Here is a 19,846-nt window from a genome sequence, read left to right on the forward strand (position 1 = left end):
CACCTTCTTTACTTTTTAGAATGATTGCAATCTTTCAGCTTCATCATGCCAAGTTTCGTTCGATGGGTCTATTTCTAGCAATTGCTTTAAGATTTGTTGTGCTTGTTCTATATAACCTATTTCAACTAAATAGAAATAATAATCACTTAAAAATGCTGATTGCGTTCTCATGGTTGGATAGGCTAATTCAAAGAAATGTTGTGCTTCTTTATCTCGCTCTTCTTGACCTAAAGCATGCGCTACATGCCACATAAATACGGGATCTAAATCTTCTTCATCTACATATTGTAATAAGCTAATAATTGAATCGTAATCTTCTTCTTGTCTAAAGAAATCACTCAAGATTAAAAGTGGTTCTTGATAAGCATTATCTACGTCTAAGGCTTGTAGTAACAATTGTACACCTTCATTAGCATCTCCGTGTTCTATTTGAATACTACCTGTTGATACCATTAATTCTTTATAAAATTGACTCAAGCGCAACCCTTCTTTACCAATTTCAATGGCATCTGCATGATTATGCTCGTTTTCATATAATTGTTGTAGATAAAAGTAGCCCTGTAGGAAGTCTGGATCTTTTGATAATAGTGTTTGCACTAATTTGATAGCTTCCTGTGTTAAGTCATTTTTTTCATAAGCAATGGCTTTTTTGAAGTATATTTCTGAATCCATTTCATCTTCGCTGATTTCATTAAACATTGTGATGGCATCACTATAATTTCCACTTTGTAAGCTACAATCAGCTAAACGTGAGAATAAATTAACATTATTGATTTGATATTCTCCCGTTTCTAATACCGTTTCATATTCCGAAGAAGCACGTAAATATTGACCATCAAAATAAAGTAATTCTGCCAATGCGAAATGTATGATTGGGTCGTTTGGTTCAATATCAATAGCTTCTACTAATTTATCTATAGCCACTTCAAGCATATTTAATTGTTGGTATAAATCTGCTTCTAGCATCAAACGTTCTGTAGATAGTTCAACAGTGCTTAAATATTCTAATGCTTCATCCGTTTGATCTTCCGCAATCAGTCCTTCAATGAAATAAATTAACAGTTCACTTTCATCTGGGTATTTGTGATAAAGTGTACGAAATACTTCAAGACCTTGTGGCATTAGTCCATAGTTATATAATGTTTCACCGAGTATAAAGAGCGCATCATCTTTTGGAGAACTTAGCGCGTCATTTACCCGTGTATCTAAGTTATCTAGTTTTTGTAAGTTGATATCATCTATAAGTTTATAGATATCTTCCATACTTTATCCCTCTTTTTCTAATTGATTAAATTTAGCTAAGAAACCTGGGAAGGAAACATTGACTGCATCAAATTGATCAATCGTTAATGTATCACTAGTTAGTAAAGAAGTTACAGCAAGCATCATACCAATGCGGTGATCAGTAAAGCTATCCACTGTGGCAGTTTGTTCCAATCTTGATGGATGGATAATCATGCCGTCACTTGTTGGTTGTAAGGTGAAACCTAATAAATTCAACATGTTTGCCGTAGTGTCAATACGATTGGTTTCTTTGACCTTTAATTCTTCCGCCTCTTTTATAATACTTGTTCCATTTGCTTGAGTACAAAGTAAGGCGATAACTGGTAATTCATCAATCGCTCTTGGTACCAATTCACCTTCAATATGAATAGGTTTCATATTTGGTGTATATTGTACGCGTATTGAAGCGGTAGGTTCTGAACCATTAGTTTGATTGAATAAAGTTATATTTCCATCCATTTGTGTCACGATATCTATGATACCTGAACGTGTTGGATTTATGCCAACATTGTGAATTGTAATATCACTTCCTGGAGTTATCAACCCTGCAACAATGAAATATGCAGCTGAGGAAATGTCCCCAGGTACGTGAAAATCAGTGGCAGTAATATGTTCAATACTATTTTCAGGTAATTGAATCATTTTATCATTGTAAGTAATCGGAATTTGATAATGTTCAAACATTGTTTCTGTATGATTGCGCGTTATACCTATTTCAGAAATCGTTGTTTTTTCGTTTGCAAACAAGCTTGCAAATAATATTGCACTTTTAACTTGAGCACTTGCGACTTCCATTTGGTATGATATGCCTTTAATTTGAGCAGGTTTGATGATTAAAGGCGTAAAGTTATGATTCACACCTGAAATATCTGCATTCATTAACGTTAGAGGTTTCATAATTCGATCCATCGGTCTTTTACCAATAGAAGCATCACCAGAAAGGACTGCTTCAATGCCTAGTCCGCATAATAATCCAGCAACTAAACGTGTCGTCGTTCCAGAATTGCCAGTATAGAGTACTTGATGTGGTGTTTGGAAAAATTTATATCCAGGTGAGTTTATTTCAATTTTATCTTCTAAAATTTCTATTTCGACACCAAGTAGACGGAAAATTTCTACTGTACGAATACAATCTTCACCAAGTAAGGGTTTATATATCGTTGACCTACCTGATGCTAATGAGCTTAAAATAATCGCTCTATGTGTCATTGACTTATCTCCTGGAACTTCTATTTCTCCAATCAGAGGACCATTTATATCAATTGTTTTACTATTAACCAATTATGCCACCTACTTTTTAAAATATGTTTGTAATGTTGTGAAACTCTCTACTAAAGTGGATTTATCGACATGTTTAACCACGGGATTTCCTATGCCTTCTAATAAAACCATCTGTACGCCTTGTTGGTCATTCTTCTTATCTCTTAACATTAATTCATAAAGTGAATCGAATTTGAAGGTATTGATGATATTTAATGGATAATCTAGAGAACTTAAATAATTGACGTAATGTAAAATATCAAATTTTTGGTTTAAAATATGGTTCGATACGATGAATTGAAAAAGAATGCCAATCATCACGGCATGACCGTGTGGTATTTTAAATGTGTATTCAACGGCATGACCAAAAGTATGTCCTAAATTTAAAAATTTACGAACGTTTGATTCTTTTTCATCTTTTACAATAATATTTAACTTTGTCTCTATGCCTTTATAAATATAATATTCCATTTCATCTAAAGACGCTAACGTTGTCTTATCATAAAAATGTGATTCAATATTACGTACTGCATCGGCATCAGTTAACAATGCATGCTTATATACTTCAGCGTAACCACTCAATATTTCTGTATAAGGAAGCGTTGAGAGAAAATTCAAATCATAGATAACCGCAGTTGGTCTATAAAATGCACCAATTAAATTTTTACCGTGTTTTGAATTGATTCCCACTTTACCACCAACACTAGAATCATGTGCTAATATCGTCGTAGGTACTTGGATAAAATCAACGCCTCTCAATAGGGTAGCAGCTAAAAATCCAGCGAAATCACCGGTAGCGCCACCACCTACTGCAATGATGCAAGTATTTCTAGTCAAATTTTTGCTCAATAATGTTTCTATAGTCTCTGCATAATAATCTAAAGATTTTGTAGACTCACCTGACGGTACAACCAACATGTGAGCATCGTATTCAGATGTAATAAATTCTAATGTATCATCCCATTTTTGAGCAATTGTATTATCTACGACTAGTACAATATCTTTGTAATTTTCAATGTAATGACGTAAATGTTTTAGCGCGTTATGTTCTATGATAATAGGATAATTATTAGTCTCATACGTAGTTTGTAATTTCATCGATATCACCTGGCTAATCTTATAATTTAGTATTCAATATTCAACAAGCGGCGTTCTTCAATTTGTGATTTTAATTGCTCGATATGATTACATTGGAATTCTTCTAATAATGCTTTTGCAAGTTCAAAAGCAACGACATTTTCTACTACAACACTTGCAGCTGGAACGGCACAACTATCAGAGCGTTCAACAGAAGCTTTAAAAGATTCTTTAGTATTAATATCTACTGAATTTAGTGGTTTGTATAATGTTGGAATTGGTTTCATAACACCATTGACAACAATAGGCATTCCGTTAGACATACCACCTTCAAATCCACCTAAATGATTTGATCCTCTGTAATAACCATTGTTTGTATCATAAAGTATTTCATCTTGTATTTCACTGCCAGGTTTTTCGGCTGCTTTAAATCCTTCTCCAAAACTGACACCTTTAAAAGCATTAATACTTACAACCCCTTGAGCAATTCTACCATCTAATTTACGGTCATAATGTACATAACTGCCGATACCAATTGGCACTCCTTCAATAATAGTTTGTACAACACCGCCAATAGTATCTCCTGCCTTTTTGGCGTCATCAATTTTATCTCTCATTTGTTGCGCAATATCATCATTAATCACACGGACATCATTTTTATCAATATTAGATTTGATTGTTTCAAGGTCATAAGCTAAATCATCTTTAATACCACCAATTTCCATAACTCTACTATAAAAATGAATATCGAGTTGCTTTAGTAATATTTTCGATACAGCACCTACAGCCACTCGCGCAGCAGTTTCTCTAGCAGATGAACGCTCTAATACATTTCTTAAGTCTCGATGATTATATTTCATACCGCCGATTAAATCGGCATGACCTGGACGTGGTTTTGTAATTACGCGCTTCATGTTTTCTTGATCTTCATCACTAATAGGATCAGCGCCCATGATTTTTCTCCAATGTTTAAAATCATCATTTGTGACAATAAGCGTGATTGGACTACCAAGCGTATATCCGTTACGTACCCCAGATACAATTTCAACACTGTCTTTTTCAATTTGCATGCGTCTGCCTCTACCGTATCCACCTTGACGTTTAAACATTTCTTCATTTATATCGGCAGCATGAATTTCTAAATTTGCTGGCACACCTTCAATAATTACTGTTAGTTGTGGACCATGTGATTCTCCTGAAGTTAAATATCTCATTATTTACCCACTCCGTTCTTTAGTACTTTAAATGATTATATGTTCCTTATCTTATCATATTCAATTGTTCAAATTAACAGAAAAATTTCAAATAACTAAACTTTATAAGATTTCCTTACATACAACTATAACATCTGTTTAAAATTCAGTAATAACTTAAGATATTAAACGACTTCACTTTAGAATGCAATTGCAGCTTTTATACATAAAAAACACCTTCGCATAAATTCATTTTATTATGAATTTAACGAAAGTGTTTTGATTTTACGGATACGACCATGAATCGTATTTTTACTATTATTTTTTATCTTTATTGTTGAGCGTATTAAATAATTAAGTTAATAACGCATATCATCTTACATGTAATGGTGTATCGATTCAACGATGATTATTCGTATAACCATGCTTCACGTGATTCTGTAAAATCACTTAATTCTTCTTCATTAAACCAAAGATTGATTTCTTTATTAGCAGATTCAACTGAATCTGAACCATGAATAATGTTTCTACCTACAGTTAAACCAAAGTCTCCTCTGATTGTACCAGGTGTAGCTTCTGATGGATTTGTTGATCCAATAATGTGACGCGCAATATGTACTGCATCTTCACCTTCTACAACCATTGCAAATACAGGTGCAGAAGTAATAAAGTCGATTAAATTGCCATAGAATGGTTTATCCGTATGTTCAGCATAATGTTCTTCTGCAAGCGATTTAGGTACTGTCATTAGTTTAGCACCTACAAGTTTTAGTCCTTTACGTTCAATACGTGAAACGATTTCACCTATCAAATTACGTTGAACCGCGTCCGGTTTAATCATTAAAAATGTTCTTTCCATTGTGTGTTTATCCCCCTGTTAGTGATGTAAGTTTTATAAAAATACAAAACAAAATATTATAATGTCTTGAAGCACATTATAATATTAACAGTTAATTTAAGCGCTTTCAATGCTTTTCACACAATTATACGTTTCTTTTCCCTACTTTTTTAATAATTTTTTTAAATATTGGTTTAGCATCATCTTTTTCTAATTGATCAATAAGATGAAGCGCTTTGTCTAAATATCTATCGCTAATTGCTTGTGATTGTTTTATGACATCAGAATGTTTAACAGTTTGTATACATTTATCAAATAAGGATTGATCACTGTTTGGGCCAAGTTGTTCTATTTGTGATTTAAACTCAGGATTTTTACGCATTTCTAACAATACTGGTAACGTTAAATGGCCGTTCATTAAATCACTGCCCACTGGTTTTCCTAATTTCTTTTCAGTACTAGTAAAATCTAGAATATCGTCAACGATTTGAAAACTCATACCAATATAATGACCAATCATTTTCAAATTACGAACCGTTTTGGTATCAGCATGTGAAGCAATTGCTCCAACTTCTGTTGATAATTGTATAAGCAATGCAGTTTTACGTTTGATTCTTCTTAAATAATTAGTAATTGTTTGATGTGCATTGAATTGATCTTGAAACTGGTACAATTCACCCATGCATACTTCGACAATTGCACTAGATATCACTTTATGTACTCGGTTATCCTCAATATTTGAAATATGTTCTAAACCGACAGCTAATAGAAAATTACCTGTGAGAATTGCAGTGTCTTGATCCCATTTTTTGGCAATCGTTAAACTACCGCGACGTTTATCACTTTTGTCAATAACATCATCATGTACTAAAGTAGCCATATGGATTAATTCGAGTGCTACAGCAACACGATAGACATCTTCATTAATTTCTTCGCCAAATTGACTACTTAATATTACAAAGGCAGGTCTTACTCGTTTTCCGCCTGATGAAAATAAATGATAAGAAGCATCTTCTAAGATTTGATCCTTACTTATTAATGCTTCTTCCAATCGCTGTTCAATTATTTTAATTTCATTGTTCATATTTAACTTTGACACAGTCATCACCTTTGGTTGTTTCATTTTTATTTATAGCCTAGGTGCATCGCTGCAACGCCACCAGTGAAGCTACGTACCTTAATATTACTAAATCCTGCTTGTGAAAATAAACGTTTTAATTTTTCTTTGTCTGGAAAATCAAAAGTAGATTGCTGTAACCATTCATATTCATCTTTCGATTTCGCAAATATTTTACCAAATATAGGCATTACAAATTTAAAGTATAATTTATAACATTGTTTAAATATTGGAGCAGTTGGTTGACTTGTTTCTAAGCAAACAACCATCCCACCAGGTTTTAAAACTCGATTTAGTTCTTTAAGCGTTGCAAGGTAATCAGGTACATTACGTAAACCAAAGCCAATTGTGACATAATCAAATTCATTATCCTCGAATGGTAAATGCATTGCATCACCATGAATGAGTTGGATATTTTGCATGTCCGCTGTTTTCTTTTTACCTACTTCAAGCATGTTTTCACTAAAATCTACACCTAATACTTCACCAGAAGGACCGACTGCTTTGCTTAAAGAAATGGTCCAGTCTGCCGTTCCGCAACAAACATCTAATGCTTTGCTACCATCTTTAACATTCATTTCTTTCATAACGCGTTTTCTCCATGTCTTGTGTTGTTCAAAGCTGATGATGTTGTTTAGGCGATCATATTTTCCAGAAATATTTTGAAAAACGTTATGTACTTGTTCTTTTTTTGCTTTATTATCTGCCATCATTGATTACCTCTTTTTTAATTAATTTCTAATTTAATTTCTTCTAAAAATGTATTTAGTTCATCTTTCGAATATTTTTTTAAATACGAAGGATGATTTTCTAATAAGTTTGTTAATAATTTTTGATTGATATCTGTTGTTTCTATGTTTGGTACGTATCGATTGATAGTAATAAGTGGAAATTTATTTTCGATTTTTAAAATAAAATGACCGATTTCTTCTTTGGGAATCACTCCGTTATGGATGGAGGATTTCATTTCATTAATTTCAACAATCGCTGAACTAATTTGCTTTTGAAAAATTGGATCATGTAACTTCGCTAATAATGTATAAAAGTGAGCGCTTAGTAAATCACCAATCAAAATGGCTTTCTTAGAGGATAAATTTTTGGAAACCTCATCTAAATGACGCATCGCAGTATCTATAGTGAGGCAAGCTAATTTAGCATCTTCAGGTATATCATAAGAATCAAGGATTTTTGCTAATACTTCATTTATATAAATAGCGTCATAATGATGTATACCTTTCAAGCGTTGGGTAATTTGTTTTTCAAAAATACTTAATGTCGTTTCCATGTTCACACCTCACGTTATTATCAATATACATATTAACATTATATAGGGAAAATTAAAATCAACGGTTTTCAAAGTGATAAATATATACGTTTTATGTATTTTGTGAATAGTAAAAATTATAAAAATAAATGAATTATGTTTGTTTATTATCTTTGTAAAAACTAAAATGATGTTTGATCACTTTAAAAATCTCTTAATATCATATCATCATATCGAATGATACCATATTAAGAGACTTAGTTTACAATCTATTTTTATTTGTATTTAAAAGTTTTTACCAAAAGAAAAAAAGCCCCTGTAACAAGGGCTTCACTTTTAAGTAAAGAATTATTTAACTGCATCTTTTAAAGCTTTACCAGCTTTGAATGCTGGAACTTTGCTTGCAGGGATATCAATTTCTTTACCAGTTTGTGGATTACGTCCTTTACGAGCAGCACGTTCACGTACTTCGAAATTACCGAATCCAATTAATTGTACTTTTTCACCTTTAGAAAGTGATGTTTGAATTGATTCGAATACTGCATCTACAGCTAAACCAGCTTCTTTTTTAGTTAAATCAGCTTGTTCTGCAACAGCATTGATTAAATCTGTTTTGGTCATTATGAATTCACCTCCCCTAGGGTTTATAATGATAACTTAATATCATTATGGTATGACTTTAACACAACGAATACTGCAACTGCAATGATTTATGTGTAAAAAACGTTGAATTAATAGGATTTTAATATCAAATTGTTATATATTTGCAAAAAAGTGTAATAGTTCTATCTTATTCGGCCTTTTTGCCCCGTCCCATTAAGTCTTTGACGCTTTCATCAACAGGTTGATTTTCAAACAAAACTCTATATAATGCAGTTGTAATTGGCATATCAATATGATGTTCTTTAGCTAAATTATAAACTGATTTTGTAGTATATACACCTTCAACCACCATATTCATTTCTTCTAATGCTTTTTCTAGTGATTTACCTTCACCTAATTTATACCCTAATGTATAATTTCTAGAATGAGTAGACGTGCACGTTACAATTAAATCGCCAATACCACCTAAACCTAAAAAGGTCAGTGGATCTGCGCCTAATTTTTCACCAAGTCGACTTATTTCAGCTAAACCTCTAGTCATTAATGCCGCTTTGGCATTGTCTCCGAAGCCCATGCCTGAAATTACACCGCTTGCAACAGCTATAATATTTTTTAATGCGCCACCCAATTCTACGCCTACTAAATCGTCATTCGTATAAACTCTTAAATAATCATTCATAAATAAATCTTGAGCTAGTTTACTCACTTCTGGTGATTTAGAAGAAGCAGCCACTGTAGTTGGTTGTTTGATAACAACCTCTTCAGCATGGCTTGGACCTGATAGTACACCAATACCTGCATTATGTTCAGAGCTAATTGAGTCTTCTAACATTTCAGAGACGCGTTTATAAGTATCGTTTTCTATTCCTTTAGCAACATGGATAAAAGTTTTTTTCGATGTTAAGTGTGAATCAATTTCACTTGCAACTTCCCTCATCGCTTTTGTAGGTAAAGTCATGAGATATACATCTGAATGCGCTATTGCTTTATGAATATCTGTTGTTGCGTTAATTGATAATTCAAGTTGTGCATTTTTAAGATATTTAGTGTTTGTATGAAATTCATTTATTTCATTAACAGTCTTTTCATTTTTTCCCCACATTAATACTTGATGCCCGTTTTCAGCTAAGACATTTGCTAATGCCGTACCGAAACTCCCAGTACCAAAGACAGCTATATTAGACATGTAACCCCTCCATTTATTAATTTCTTCTTCTAGTTATGATGTGTACAGGTGTACCTTCAAATCCAAAGGCAGCTCTGATTTGATTTTCAAGATAACGTTTATAAGAAAAATGCATTAATTCTACGTCATTTACAAACACAACAAATGTTGGAGGTTCTATTGCAACTTGTGTAGCATAAAATACGTTTAATCGACGACCTTTATCTGTTGGTGTAGGATTCATAGAAATTGCATCTGTAATTACTTCATTTAATGTTGAACTTTGAACACGTTTTTTATGGTTTTCACTCGCTTCCAAAATATACGGGAATAGCGTAGATAATCTTTTTTGTTCTTTTGCTGAAACAAAAGCGATTTGTGCGTAATCTAAAAATTGAAATTCTTTGCGTACTTCGTCCTTGAATTTCTTCATAGTATTTGTTTCTTTATCTACAGCATCCCATTTATTGACAACGATAACAATCGCTTTTCCTTCTTCGTGCGCATAGCCAGCAACACGCTTGTCTTGTTCTATGATACCTTGTTCAGCATCGATAACTACTAAAACAACGTTTGATCGCTCTATCGCTTTAAGTGCACGTAAAACTGAGTACTTTTCTGTATTTTCATATACTTTACCTTTTTTACGCATACCAGCAGTATCTATGAGCACATAATCTTGATCGTCATAGCTATATTCAGTATCAACAGCGTCTCGAGTTGTTCCAGCAACATTGGATACTATGACTCGATTTTCACCTAAAATCGCGTTAACTAAGCTCGACTTACCTACGTTAGGGCGACCAATAATTGATAAACGAATTGTATCCTCGTCATATGGATCGGGCTCTTCTTCTTTGAAATTTTTAACTACTTCATCTAATAAATCACCTAATCCTAAACCATGTGAACCAGATATTGGATACGGATCTCCAAAACCTAGTGAATAAAAATCATAAATTTCATTTCGCATTTCAGGATTATCAACTTTATTCACTGCCAATACAACGGGCTTTTTAGATTTGTATAGCATTTGAGCTACCATTTCATCACTTTGTGTTAAACCTTCTCTAACATTTACCATAAAAATAATGACATCAGCTTCATCTATGGCAATTTCTGCTTGCGCTCTAATCTGTGTTTGGAATGGTGCATCACCTATTTCAATACCTCCAGTATCAATGATATTGAAATCATGAGTTAACCATTCGCCTGATGAATAAATTCTGTCACGAGTCACACCTGGTGTATCTTCAACAATTGAGACACGTTCACCTACGACTCTGTTAAAAATTGTAGACTTTCCAACATTGGGTCTTCCTACAATAGCAACTATAGGTTTAGTCATAACTAACTTCCTCTCTTTTTTAATCTCTATAATTCTATCATACGGGGTAAGTATTTCAAAAGAAATTATTAATGAATCAATTTAAATGACTTTCATGAAATACAATTAATTTATTGATTGATATGTATACTAAAAAAATAAATCTTGCCCTAACGTAAAAATAGGACAAGATTTATTTTTAGTCTTATGATAATTATTAAAACTTAATATCTTTAAGTTTATCTCCGAAAACATCACCTAGTGTTGGATTGTCTTCGTCTTCATTATTATCTAAATATGATTGTGTTGTTTCACTATCACTTTCAACAACATTTTCGTCAGGTAATGTTGCTTTAATAGAAAGTGAAATACGTTCATTGTCAATATCGACACTGAGTATTTTAACACTGACAACTTGTCCTGGTTCTAATACTTCACCAGGTGTACCGATGTGAGAATGACTGATTTCTGAAATATGAACTAAACCTTGCACACCAGGTTTGATTTCAACAAAGGCACCAAAGCTTGTAAGTCTGACAACTTTACCTTCGATTTCTTCACCTTCATTGACTTCTCCTCTTAACGATTCAAACGGGCTTGGTAATGTATCTTTAATTGATAATGAAATACGTTCAGAATCTTTATCAACAGATTTTACTTTCACTTTGACTTGATCACCAATTGAAACAACATCTTCTGGTGATTTAACATGCTCATGTGATAGTTCGGAAACATGTACAAGTCCATCTACACCACCAATATCGATAAACGCACCAAAGTTTGTTAAGCGTGCAACTTTACCTTCTATGACATCGCCTTCATTAAGATTATTGAGTAAGTCATCTTTTTTCTCAGCATTTTCTAATGCTTCTACAGCTTTACGACTAAGAATGACGCGATTATTTGCTGGATCTAGTTCTTCAACTTTTAATTTTAGAACTTGTCCTTCAAAATGAGAGAAATCTTCGATGAAATCAGTTGAAATTAATGAAGCTGGTACAAATCCTCTTTGAACAACATCTACTACTAAACCACCTTTTACAACTTCAGTGACTTTAGCCTCGATGATTTCATCATTATCTAATTTTTCTTGTAAAAATTCATATGATTTTTCAGTTTCTAATTGACGTTTTGATAAGATATAAGCACCTGTCTCATTTTCTTCGTCATATTCCACTTTTGTGACATATGCACCGATTTCGTCACCAACTTTAACAGCATCACTAGGATTATCAATATGATGTGTTGAAAGTTGACTTATAGGGATAATACCGTTAAATTTACCTCCATTAACATGTACAATTACTTGTTTATCTTCAATTTCTTGAATTTCACCAGTAACTCTATCCCCTTCTTTAATTTCGTTAATCATTGATTCATTGAATTCTTCAGTCATCTTGTCTGCCTCCTTATTACACTACATATTTATAACATCTTATAATTTGACAGAATTGTCAAGGAATTCCACTTTATAGTGAATACTCTTATTCTATACATTTAAAAATATTAATTGATACTTAACATGTAGATAATAGTTTTAATATCAATAGCAATTTACATTGACTTATATGTAGTACAAGTTTTAAAAACCTACTACGATAATATACCCTGATTTTGATATTTTATAACTTTTTTACACAATTTTAACAAAAGGACTACAAAAAAAATCAATAGATAATATGATTTTATGAATTTAGATATCTTCTACTAATTTCAAAATTTTATCAGTAACTTCTTCGATACTCATACCGGTAGTATCAATAGTTATTGCATCATCTGCTTTTTTCAAAGGAGATATTTCTCTATTCATATCATAGTGATCGCGTTCGGCTATTTCTTTTTTTAATTGTTCTACTGTTGATTGTATATCTCTTAGTTCGTTATCTTTTTGACGACGTAAAGCACGTTCTTCAACAGATGCAATCATATATATTTTTAAATCAGCATCTGGCAACACAACCGTACCAATGTCTCTACCATCCATTACAATGCCTTTTTGCTGTGCCAACTCTTGTTGCTTTTCAACGGCAAATGAGCGCACTGATTCTTTTGAAGATACATAAGAAACATGATTTGTCACATCATTTTCTCTTAAATAATCTGTCACATCTTGATTGTCTAAAATGACTCTTTGTCCTTTTTCTTCGTCATAAGTTAATGAAAGTTCAGTTGATTCGACAAGTTCAGAAAAATTTTCTGTTTTATTTAATTGTAAATATTTATAGGTTATAGCACGATACATTGCACCAGTATCTACATACACCATAGATAACTTGGCTGCCACAAGTTTTGCTATTGTACTCTTACCTGCAGCTGCAGGTCCATCAAGTGCGATATTTATTGGTTTCATTTTAGTAACCCTTCCTTGTTGTTTTATAAATAATATTTTATCATAAATATGTATTTTATAAATAGGAGGAATGCACACATGAAAAAACTTCTTGTCATACATACTGGCGGCACGATTAGCATGTCACAAGATGAATCGAACAAAGTTGTTACAAATAAAAACAATCCAATTTCTAATCATCAAAATATTATTAATCAATATGCTGATGTAACTGAAATAACACCTTTTAATGTACCATCTCCACACATGAATATTGCGTATGTGGAAACTTTAAAACAAATTATAAATCAATCTGAGGATCAAGATGATTATGATGGTTATGTGATTACACATGGTACTGATACACTAGAGGAAACAGCTTATTTATTAGATTTAACAATAGACACCTCAAAACCAATTGTAATCACTGGTGCGATGCGTTCTTCCAATGAAATTGGTGCAGATGGTTTATATAATTTTTTATCAGCAATTAGAGTTGCAATTAGTGATGAATCATTAAATATGGGTGTTATGGTCGTCTTTAACGACGAGATTCATACAGCTAGAAATGTAACGAAAACGCACACTTCTAATACGAATACATTTCAAAGTCCAAATCATGGTCCCTTAGGTGTGATAACAAAACAAAGTGTACAGTTTCATCATAAACCATTTGGGCATTTAGTATTGACTGATATCAATCAATCTTTAAATATCCCACTCGTGAAAGCGTATATGGGAATGAATAGCGATGTTTTGGCTTTTTACAGTGAAAAACAAGTTGATGGGATTATAATAGAAGCGCTAGGTCAAGGCAATTTGCCGCCTACATGTTTAGAAGGGTTGAATCAATGTTTAAATAACAATATTCCAGTTATACTTGTATCTAGATCTTTTAATGGTATTGTCGGCCCTATTTATGCTTATGAAGGTGGCGGTGCAACATTAGAACAAAAAGGAGTTATTTTCTCTAATGGATTAAATGGACAAAAAGCGAGACTGAAATTATTAATCGGCTTAAGTAATCATTTAACTAAAGCACAATTAAAAAAGTATTTTGAAGCTCAGTTATAAAAAAAGAGTTGTGATAAGTAATGTTTTATCTTAAGAATATTGAAAGTATTCTCAAATAATAATCACTTATCCAGCTCTTTTTTATATTATGATTCTAAAGGCGTTTGCTTTTTAGATAAAATATTTTGAGTGATAATGCCACCATGATACTTACCATTTTCAATAAAAATCGTATTTGCATCATTACCTGCAGCAATCACACCAGCAATATAACAATTTTCTACATTTGTTTCGTAAGTTTCTTTGTTATGAACTGGTGCTGTCCCAAATTCATTTTCATTGATTCCAATTCCAATTGATTCTAAGAAATTATAGTCCGGATGATAACCAATCATTGCAAAAATGTAATCGTTAGGAATCTCAATTACTTCTCCATCTTGCTCATAAATAACACTATCTTCAGTAATTTTTGTGACTTCAGCGTTAAAGGCCATGTTTATTTTTTCGTGTTTCACTAATGACTCAAAATTAGGTAAAATCCATGGTTTAACTGCTTTTGGATAGTCAGAACCACGATAGATAACTGTGACATGTGCACCAGCCTTTTCTAATTCCAATGCTGCATCAACTGCTGAGTTTTTTCCACCAATGATGACAACATTTTGATCGAAATAAGGGTGTGCTTCTTTAAAATAATGTTTTACTTTTGGTAATTCTGCACCTTCTACTTCTAAAGTATTGTGTTGACCATAATAACCAGTAGCTACGGTTAGAAATCGACACTGATAAACATCTTTCGTAGTAGTGAGTGTAAAACGATTATTAATTTTTTTAACAGTAAGGACTTCTTCGAAAGCATTGATACGCAGTTGATGATGTTTAACAACTTCTCTATAATACACTAATGCTTGATTACGACGTGGTTTGCTTTCTTCGACAATAAATGGAATGTCGCCAATACTTAATTTATCACTTGAAGAAAAGAATGTTTGATGTGTCGGATAGTTATAAATAGCGTCCACAACATTTCCTTTTTCAATTACTAAAGTATCAATCCCTTTTTTCTTTTGTTCAATAGCGGCACTTAACCCACATGGTCCACCGCCGATGATTATACTTTCTACTGTTTGCATAGTATTTGTCCTCCTTTAACCACCCATTTATTATACCAGTAGATTTAAAAAAACCAAGTGATAGATTTTGAAAATTTTTTTACAAAAATGACTAATTCATATAAAAGCTCCCTACAAAGTTTACTTTTTTAAATGTCTACTTTGTAGGGAGCATATCATGTTATGGATTAGTCCTTTTTTAGGAACAGGCTCGATAATCAAGCTTCATTTTATTTGTTAAAGATGAATGTTTTATTGAGGAATAACTAATTGTTGTCCGTTATGAATATCATTACCTTGTAATCCATTTGCTTTTCTGATTTTTTCTACATTTTCAGGAGATCCGCTTCCATAGTATTGGATGGCTATTCTGTAAAGATTTTGACCATTTACAGTATGTGTTTGTTGTCCTGAATTGTTGTTTGAAGCTTGGTTGTTTTGTTGATTGTTTTGGCTGTTAGTAGCTTGACCTTGGTTTGCTGAATCATTACCTTGATTCGTAGCTTGATTATTTTGTTGTGATTGATCATTTTGACTGTTCTGTGCATTTTGATCACTTTGGTTATTTTGATCAGATTCAGTAGCTTGATTTTGATCGCTAGTAGCTGCATCGTCAGAATTAGAATCGCTTTGGTTTGAATTATCATTACTATCTGATTCAGCGTTATCGTCATTATTTGTATTTGCTTTATCACTATCATCGTCTTTGTTTTTGTCTGAATCTTTCTTGCTGTCCTTGTCTGAATCTGAGTCAGATTTTTTATCTTTGTTGTCCGCTACCTTTTTATCGTCGTTATTACTACTATCATCATTGTTGCCAGTTAATGCCATACCACCAAAAATTCCGATTGCTGCTAAAATTAAAATTGCTGCTACGATTGGTAATATTTTTCCAAATAATCCGCCTTTTTTCTTGTTATTGTTGTTATCATCATTTGGATCGTTGTTGTGATCACCGTTACCATTATTTCCACCGGAGCCATTTCCATTCGAATGCGCAGCACTTGCTCCAGCGGCACCTGCACCAGCTGCGGCTGCTCCACCAGCTACGGCAGCGCCTTTTTTCTTGTTGTCTTTTGAATCATTACTTTTTTCAGAATTAGCTTCTTCAGTATGTTGATTTTTATTATTAGCACCTACGCCTGTAGCAGCATCACTTTTTTCGTTATCGTCTGAGGCTGCATTGTTATCTTTAGCATGATCAGAATTATCTTTCTTGTCATGGTGTTTTTTTGCGGCATATGCACCTGCACCAGCTGCGGCTGCTCCGCCAGCTACGGCAGCGCCTTTTTTCTTATCATTTTTATCTTCAGATTGGTTACCTTTAGAAATGTCGTGATCTTTTTCACTTCTATTTTGATTAATATTGTTATTTTCTGAAGGGTCTTGATTTTTATTGGTTTCATCCGCAACCGTCTTGGATGATGAATGTGTTTCCTGTTGTTGCTTACTGTCTTGTTGACTTGATGTATCATTTTTCTCATCAACAGTTGATTCATTTCCTTCATTTTGATGTGTTGCCGTATCTCTTCTACGTTGTCTTCTTTGGGCATTTCTTGGAGGGAATTGTTCGTCTTGTTTATCAGAAACTTCCTCTTTTACATTGTCAACGGAATCGTTAACAGAATCCTTTACATCATCTCGATGTTCTTTTGGATCAATAGATTGACGATTTTTCTCAAAATCATCTTTGAAATTATTATTAGACAAATTCATCATCCTTCCATCATTTAATTTTAGTATATACTGTTTTACCCTAAAAGCCAGTATATATGTATTAATTTTATATGAAAAACAAATAAAAATTTAGCGTATATCTAGTATTATAGCTTGATTGAAAAAGTGAAGTAAAGTATTTATCTTTTATTTGAATATATTTCGTAATTTTTCTTTAAAATCCATTTTTCTTTTTACTTTTTTTCTATTAATAATATTAATTGGTTTTAATTCTGTGTCATTATCACAGCACTGTGTTGGTTTTGTTGATAGATTTTCACCGAAAAACTCTACCATATATGACCTACGACATTGGTCTAAATTTTTATAACCTAACATTCGATAATAACCGCGTTGTTTTCTTTCAAATGCTGTTTTGAAAATAGTACGCAATTGTTCAATTTTAAAATTACTACTTAGAACCTCTAATATTTCATTTTTTTCAGGTGGTAAAAACATACCTAATTCAAATGTATTCACATCTTCTTCAGTAATTATATCTGCAAACAATAACGTTTCTAATAGATAACTATCATCTGGTTGGTAAAGACTGATTGCTTGGCTAGAGTAGCCATCACGTCCTGCACGACCAATTTCTTGCATATAACTTGATGGACTTGTGGCTAGATGAAAATGTATGATGGTTCGTATATCTTTTTTATTTATCCCCATTCCAAAAGCAATTGTTGCAACAATAATTGGTATTTCATTATTTATAAATTGATGCTGTACAGTATGTCTTTCCTGATAGGTTAAGTCACCATGGTATATCCCAGTTAAAAAACCATATTGATAAATTGCCTTTGCTAAAGTTAGGCACATTTTTTTTGATGAAACATAGATAATAGTGGGACCAGATTGTTCTAACGTTGGAAGTAACCATTTTAACTTTTCATGATCATTTTCGAAATTTATGTGTGATAATGTAATATTTTCTCTATTCGTAGTTGTTTTCACAACAGTAAATGTTTTATTTAGCATGTGATTTAAATCATATGTTAAATAAGGTGGTGCTGTGGCAGTCAAAGCAAGTATATTGGCTTTAGGAAAATAATTGATGATTTTCCCTACAAGTGCATAGTGTGGTCTGAAATCATAACCCCATTCAGATAAGCAGTGGGCTTCATCTAAAACGATTAAACCTAAATCTAGATGTTGTATAAGTTTAAAATTATGTGGTTGCAACAAAAATTCGGGACTTAAAAATATAAAACGACTATGCTTTAAGTATTGTAAATTTTGTTTTTTTTCATTTTCATCTAATCCGGAATGGATGCATGAAACGTAATGCTCGCCTTGTAGTTTTAATTGCATAACTTGATCATCCATTAAGGATATTAACGGTGAGATGATAAGGGTGGGCTTTTGTTTGATATAGGTTGGTAATTGATAACATAAACTTTTTCCACTACCAGTCGGCAATATACCCAAAGTATTTTCATCATTTAATACATGCTCTATAATTTCCTGTTGTCCAGGCTTAAATGAATCAAAACCAAACCATTTTTTTAATTCATGATGTAACATTTAAATCACCTCTTTCAACACCGATGATTAATAGTTTAATTTCAAAGTAATTTAATTTTGGAAATTTCTCTTTGTAATTTCTTAATCTTTCGCTGCGATTTTCTACATAGTAACTTAGAAACTGTGAATATGAATTATCATTTATAAATACATCGTATTGTGAAAGATACCCTTTTATAAATAATTCTAGAATATGATCTTCAATTGTGTTTGATTTTACATTTTGTGTCTTAGCTAATTCGTTAAAGCTGAGACCTTTTTTAATACCTATGTAAGTTTCCTCTGTTTTAAAAAGCAACGTAGGTAAAATAATTAATTGATTTAAAATAGGATATTTAATCGCATTTTCCAATTCAAACATCATGATTACTAATTCATTTATTTCTAGTTCGAACAATTGTTGTTGCGAAATATTTTCTATTAAGCTGACTTGTTGTCTTGTATACATACTTTCTTTATAACCTTGTAAATAATAGTGCAAATACGTTTTACTATTTTTTTCAGAAATTGAAGAGAAAAGAAGATTTAATTCTTCATTTAATTTGCAAGATATATTCTTATTTTTAGCACTGTTATATACTTTTTTAACTCTATGTTGAATTGTATTGTTGTGTGTAATAGGCACAAAATGTAATGAATCATGTGAAATATTCGAAATTGTTTGGGTTAATAATTGAAGTGCCTTAAAGGTGTTTAATAAACTATCATATGTATACCTTGGATGTGTACGAATTAATCGCGTACCATCAACATCCTGTTGTCCATTTTGAATATATCCAACAAATGATGGATATTTTAAGTTTGGTAAGCTATGATACAATGATAATAGTTGTTGACTACAGGCGTCAAAAAAGGTTTGATGGGATTTTTTGCCTGTGATAATATTATATATGCTTTTTTCTGTTTTGTAATTATGTGCTTGCATTCGTGTAAAGCGAATTAAATTATACATGTGTGCTCCCTCATTTTATAAAACAAAAACATTTGATAAAATTTTAAACAGTAACTACAATACTAATT

At 32.3% G+C, this 19,846-nt stretch carries 18 protein-coding genes; 1 reads left to right on the forward strand and 17 read right to left on the reverse strand.

The window, feature by feature from the left end:
* Positions 1–15: 15 nt before the first annotated feature.
* The 13 genes from KA883_RS01110 to cmk all read right to left on the reverse strand — a co-directional run bounded on the left by KA883_RS01110 (position 16) and on the right by cmk (position 13,478).
* On the reverse strand, positions 16–1,263 hold the full coding sequence (locus KA883_RS01110; protein ID WP_046208232.1) for a tetratricopeptide repeat protein: 1,248 nt from the start codon (positions 1,261–1,263) through the stop codon (positions 16–18).
* Positions 1,264–1,266: 3 nt separating this feature from the next.
* A complete protein-coding gene (gene aroA, locus KA883_RS01115; RefSeq protein WP_046208231.1) occupies positions 1,267–2,565 on the reverse strand; it encodes a 3-phosphoshikimate 1-carboxyvinyltransferase in 1,299 nt (432 codons plus the stop codon).
* Between the two features lie 9 nt (positions 2,566–2,574).
* The gene (gene aroB / locus KA883_RS01120; protein WP_070038214.1) at positions 2,575–3,642 is read right to left on the reverse strand and encodes a 3-dehydroquinate synthase; all 1,068 of its coding nucleotides are present in this window, start codon (positions 3,640–3,642) and stop codon (positions 2,575–2,577) included.
* A 26-nt stretch (positions 3,643–3,668) separates the two neighbouring features.
* Entirely contained in the window at positions 3,669–4,835 is a 1,167-nt protein-coding gene (aroC, locus tag KA883_RS01125) for a chorismate synthase (RefSeq protein ID WP_046208229.1), read from the reverse strand.
* Positions 4,836–5,223: 388 nt separating this feature from the next.
* The gene (gene ndk / locus KA883_RS01130) at positions 5,224–5,673 is read right to left on the reverse strand and encodes a nucleoside-diphosphate kinase (protein ID WP_046208228.1); all 450 of its coding nucleotides are present in this window, start codon (positions 5,671–5,673) and stop codon (positions 5,224–5,226) included.
* Positions 5,674–5,797: 124 nt separating this feature from the next.
* Complete coding sequence (locus KA883_RS01135) at positions 5,798–6,751, reverse strand: polyprenyl synthetase family protein (protein WP_169926885.1); 954 nt, start codon at positions 6,749–6,751, stop codon at positions 5,798–5,800.
* 26 nt (positions 6,752–6,777) lie between these two features.
* Positions 6,778–7,479, reverse strand: a complete 702-nt coding sequence (locus tag KA883_RS01140; RefSeq protein WP_046208358.1) for a demethylmenaquinone methyltransferase — start codon at positions 7,477–7,479, stop codon at positions 6,778–6,780.
* Positions 7,480–7,496: 17 nt separating this feature from the next.
* Positions 7,497–8,054 carry a heptaprenyl pyrophosphate synthase subunit A gene (locus KA883_RS01145; RefSeq protein WP_046208226.1) on the reverse strand — a complete coding sequence of 186 codons (558 nt, stop codon included), beginning with the start codon at positions 8,052–8,054 and terminating at the stop codon, positions 7,497–7,499.
* Positions 8,055–8,381: 327 nt separating this feature from the next.
* On the reverse strand, positions 8,382–8,654 hold the full coding sequence (locus KA883_RS01150; protein ID WP_210139819.1) for an HU family DNA-binding protein: 273 nt from the start codon (positions 8,652–8,654) through the stop codon (positions 8,382–8,384).
* Between the two features lie 169 nt (positions 8,655–8,823).
* Positions 8,824–9,822, reverse strand: coding sequence for an NAD(P)H-dependent glycerol-3-phosphate dehydrogenase (locus tag KA883_RS01155; RefSeq protein WP_046208225.1), 999 nt, complete (start codon positions 9,820–9,822; stop codon positions 8,824–8,826).
* A 16-nt stretch (positions 9,823–9,838) separates the two neighbouring features.
* Positions 9,839–11,149 (reverse strand): ribosome biogenesis GTPase Der, encoded by a 1,311-nt coding sequence (der, locus tag KA883_RS01160; protein ID WP_046208224.1) that lies wholly within the window; start codon positions 11,147–11,149, stop codon positions 9,839–9,841.
* A gap of 196 nt (positions 11,150–11,345) precedes the next feature.
* The gene (gene rpsA, locus KA883_RS01165; protein ID WP_210139820.1) at positions 11,346–12,524 is read right to left on the reverse strand and encodes a 30S ribosomal protein S1; all 1,179 of its coding nucleotides are present in this window, start codon (positions 12,522–12,524) and stop codon (positions 11,346–11,348) included.
* A gap of 297 nt (positions 12,525–12,821) precedes the next feature.
* On the reverse strand, positions 12,822–13,478 hold the full coding sequence (cmk, locus tag KA883_RS01170; RefSeq protein WP_046208222.1) for a (d)CMP kinase: 657 nt from the start codon (positions 13,476–13,478) through the stop codon (positions 12,822–12,824).
* Between the two features lie 78 nt (positions 13,479–13,556).
* Between cmk and KA883_RS01175 the strand changes: the two genes are divergently transcribed.
* Positions 13,557–14,531, forward strand: coding sequence for an asparaginase (locus KA883_RS01175; RefSeq protein WP_046208221.1), 975 nt, complete (start codon positions 13,557–13,559; stop codon positions 14,529–14,531).
* 86 nt (positions 14,532–14,617) lie between these two features.
* Here KA883_RS01175 and ypdA read toward each other — a convergent pair whose 3' ends face one another.
* The 4 genes from ypdA to KA883_RS01195 form a co-directional block, all read right to left on the reverse strand.
* A complete protein-coding gene (gene ypdA, locus KA883_RS01180; protein WP_046208220.1) occupies positions 14,618–15,604 on the reverse strand; it encodes a bacillithiol disulfide reductase YpdA in 987 nt (328 codons plus the stop codon).
* A gap of 231 nt (positions 15,605–15,835) precedes the next feature.
* On the reverse strand, positions 15,836–17,299 hold the full coding sequence (locus KA883_RS01185) for a LysM peptidoglycan-binding domain-containing protein (protein WP_080937837.1): 1,464 nt from the start codon (positions 17,297–17,299) through the stop codon (positions 15,836–15,838).
* A gap of 147 nt (positions 17,300–17,446) precedes the next feature.
* Positions 17,447–18,826, reverse strand: coding sequence for a RecQ family ATP-dependent DNA helicase (locus KA883_RS01190; protein ID WP_210139821.1), 1,380 nt, complete (start codon positions 18,824–18,826; stop codon positions 17,447–17,449).
* Positions 18,813–19,778, reverse strand: a complete 966-nt coding sequence (locus KA883_RS01195) for a helix-turn-helix domain-containing protein (RefSeq protein ID WP_046208217.1) — start codon at positions 19,776–19,778, stop codon at positions 18,813–18,815. The genes KA883_RS01190 and KA883_RS01195 overlap by 14 nt, the downstream gene beginning before the upstream one ends.
* Positions 19,779–19,846 lie beyond the last annotated feature (68 nt).

This window comes from Staphylococcus sp. GDY8P54P (genome assembly GCF_017892645.1).
Lineage (GTDB): Bacteria > Bacillota > Bacilli > Staphylococcales > Staphylococcaceae > Staphylococcus > Staphylococcus ureilyticus.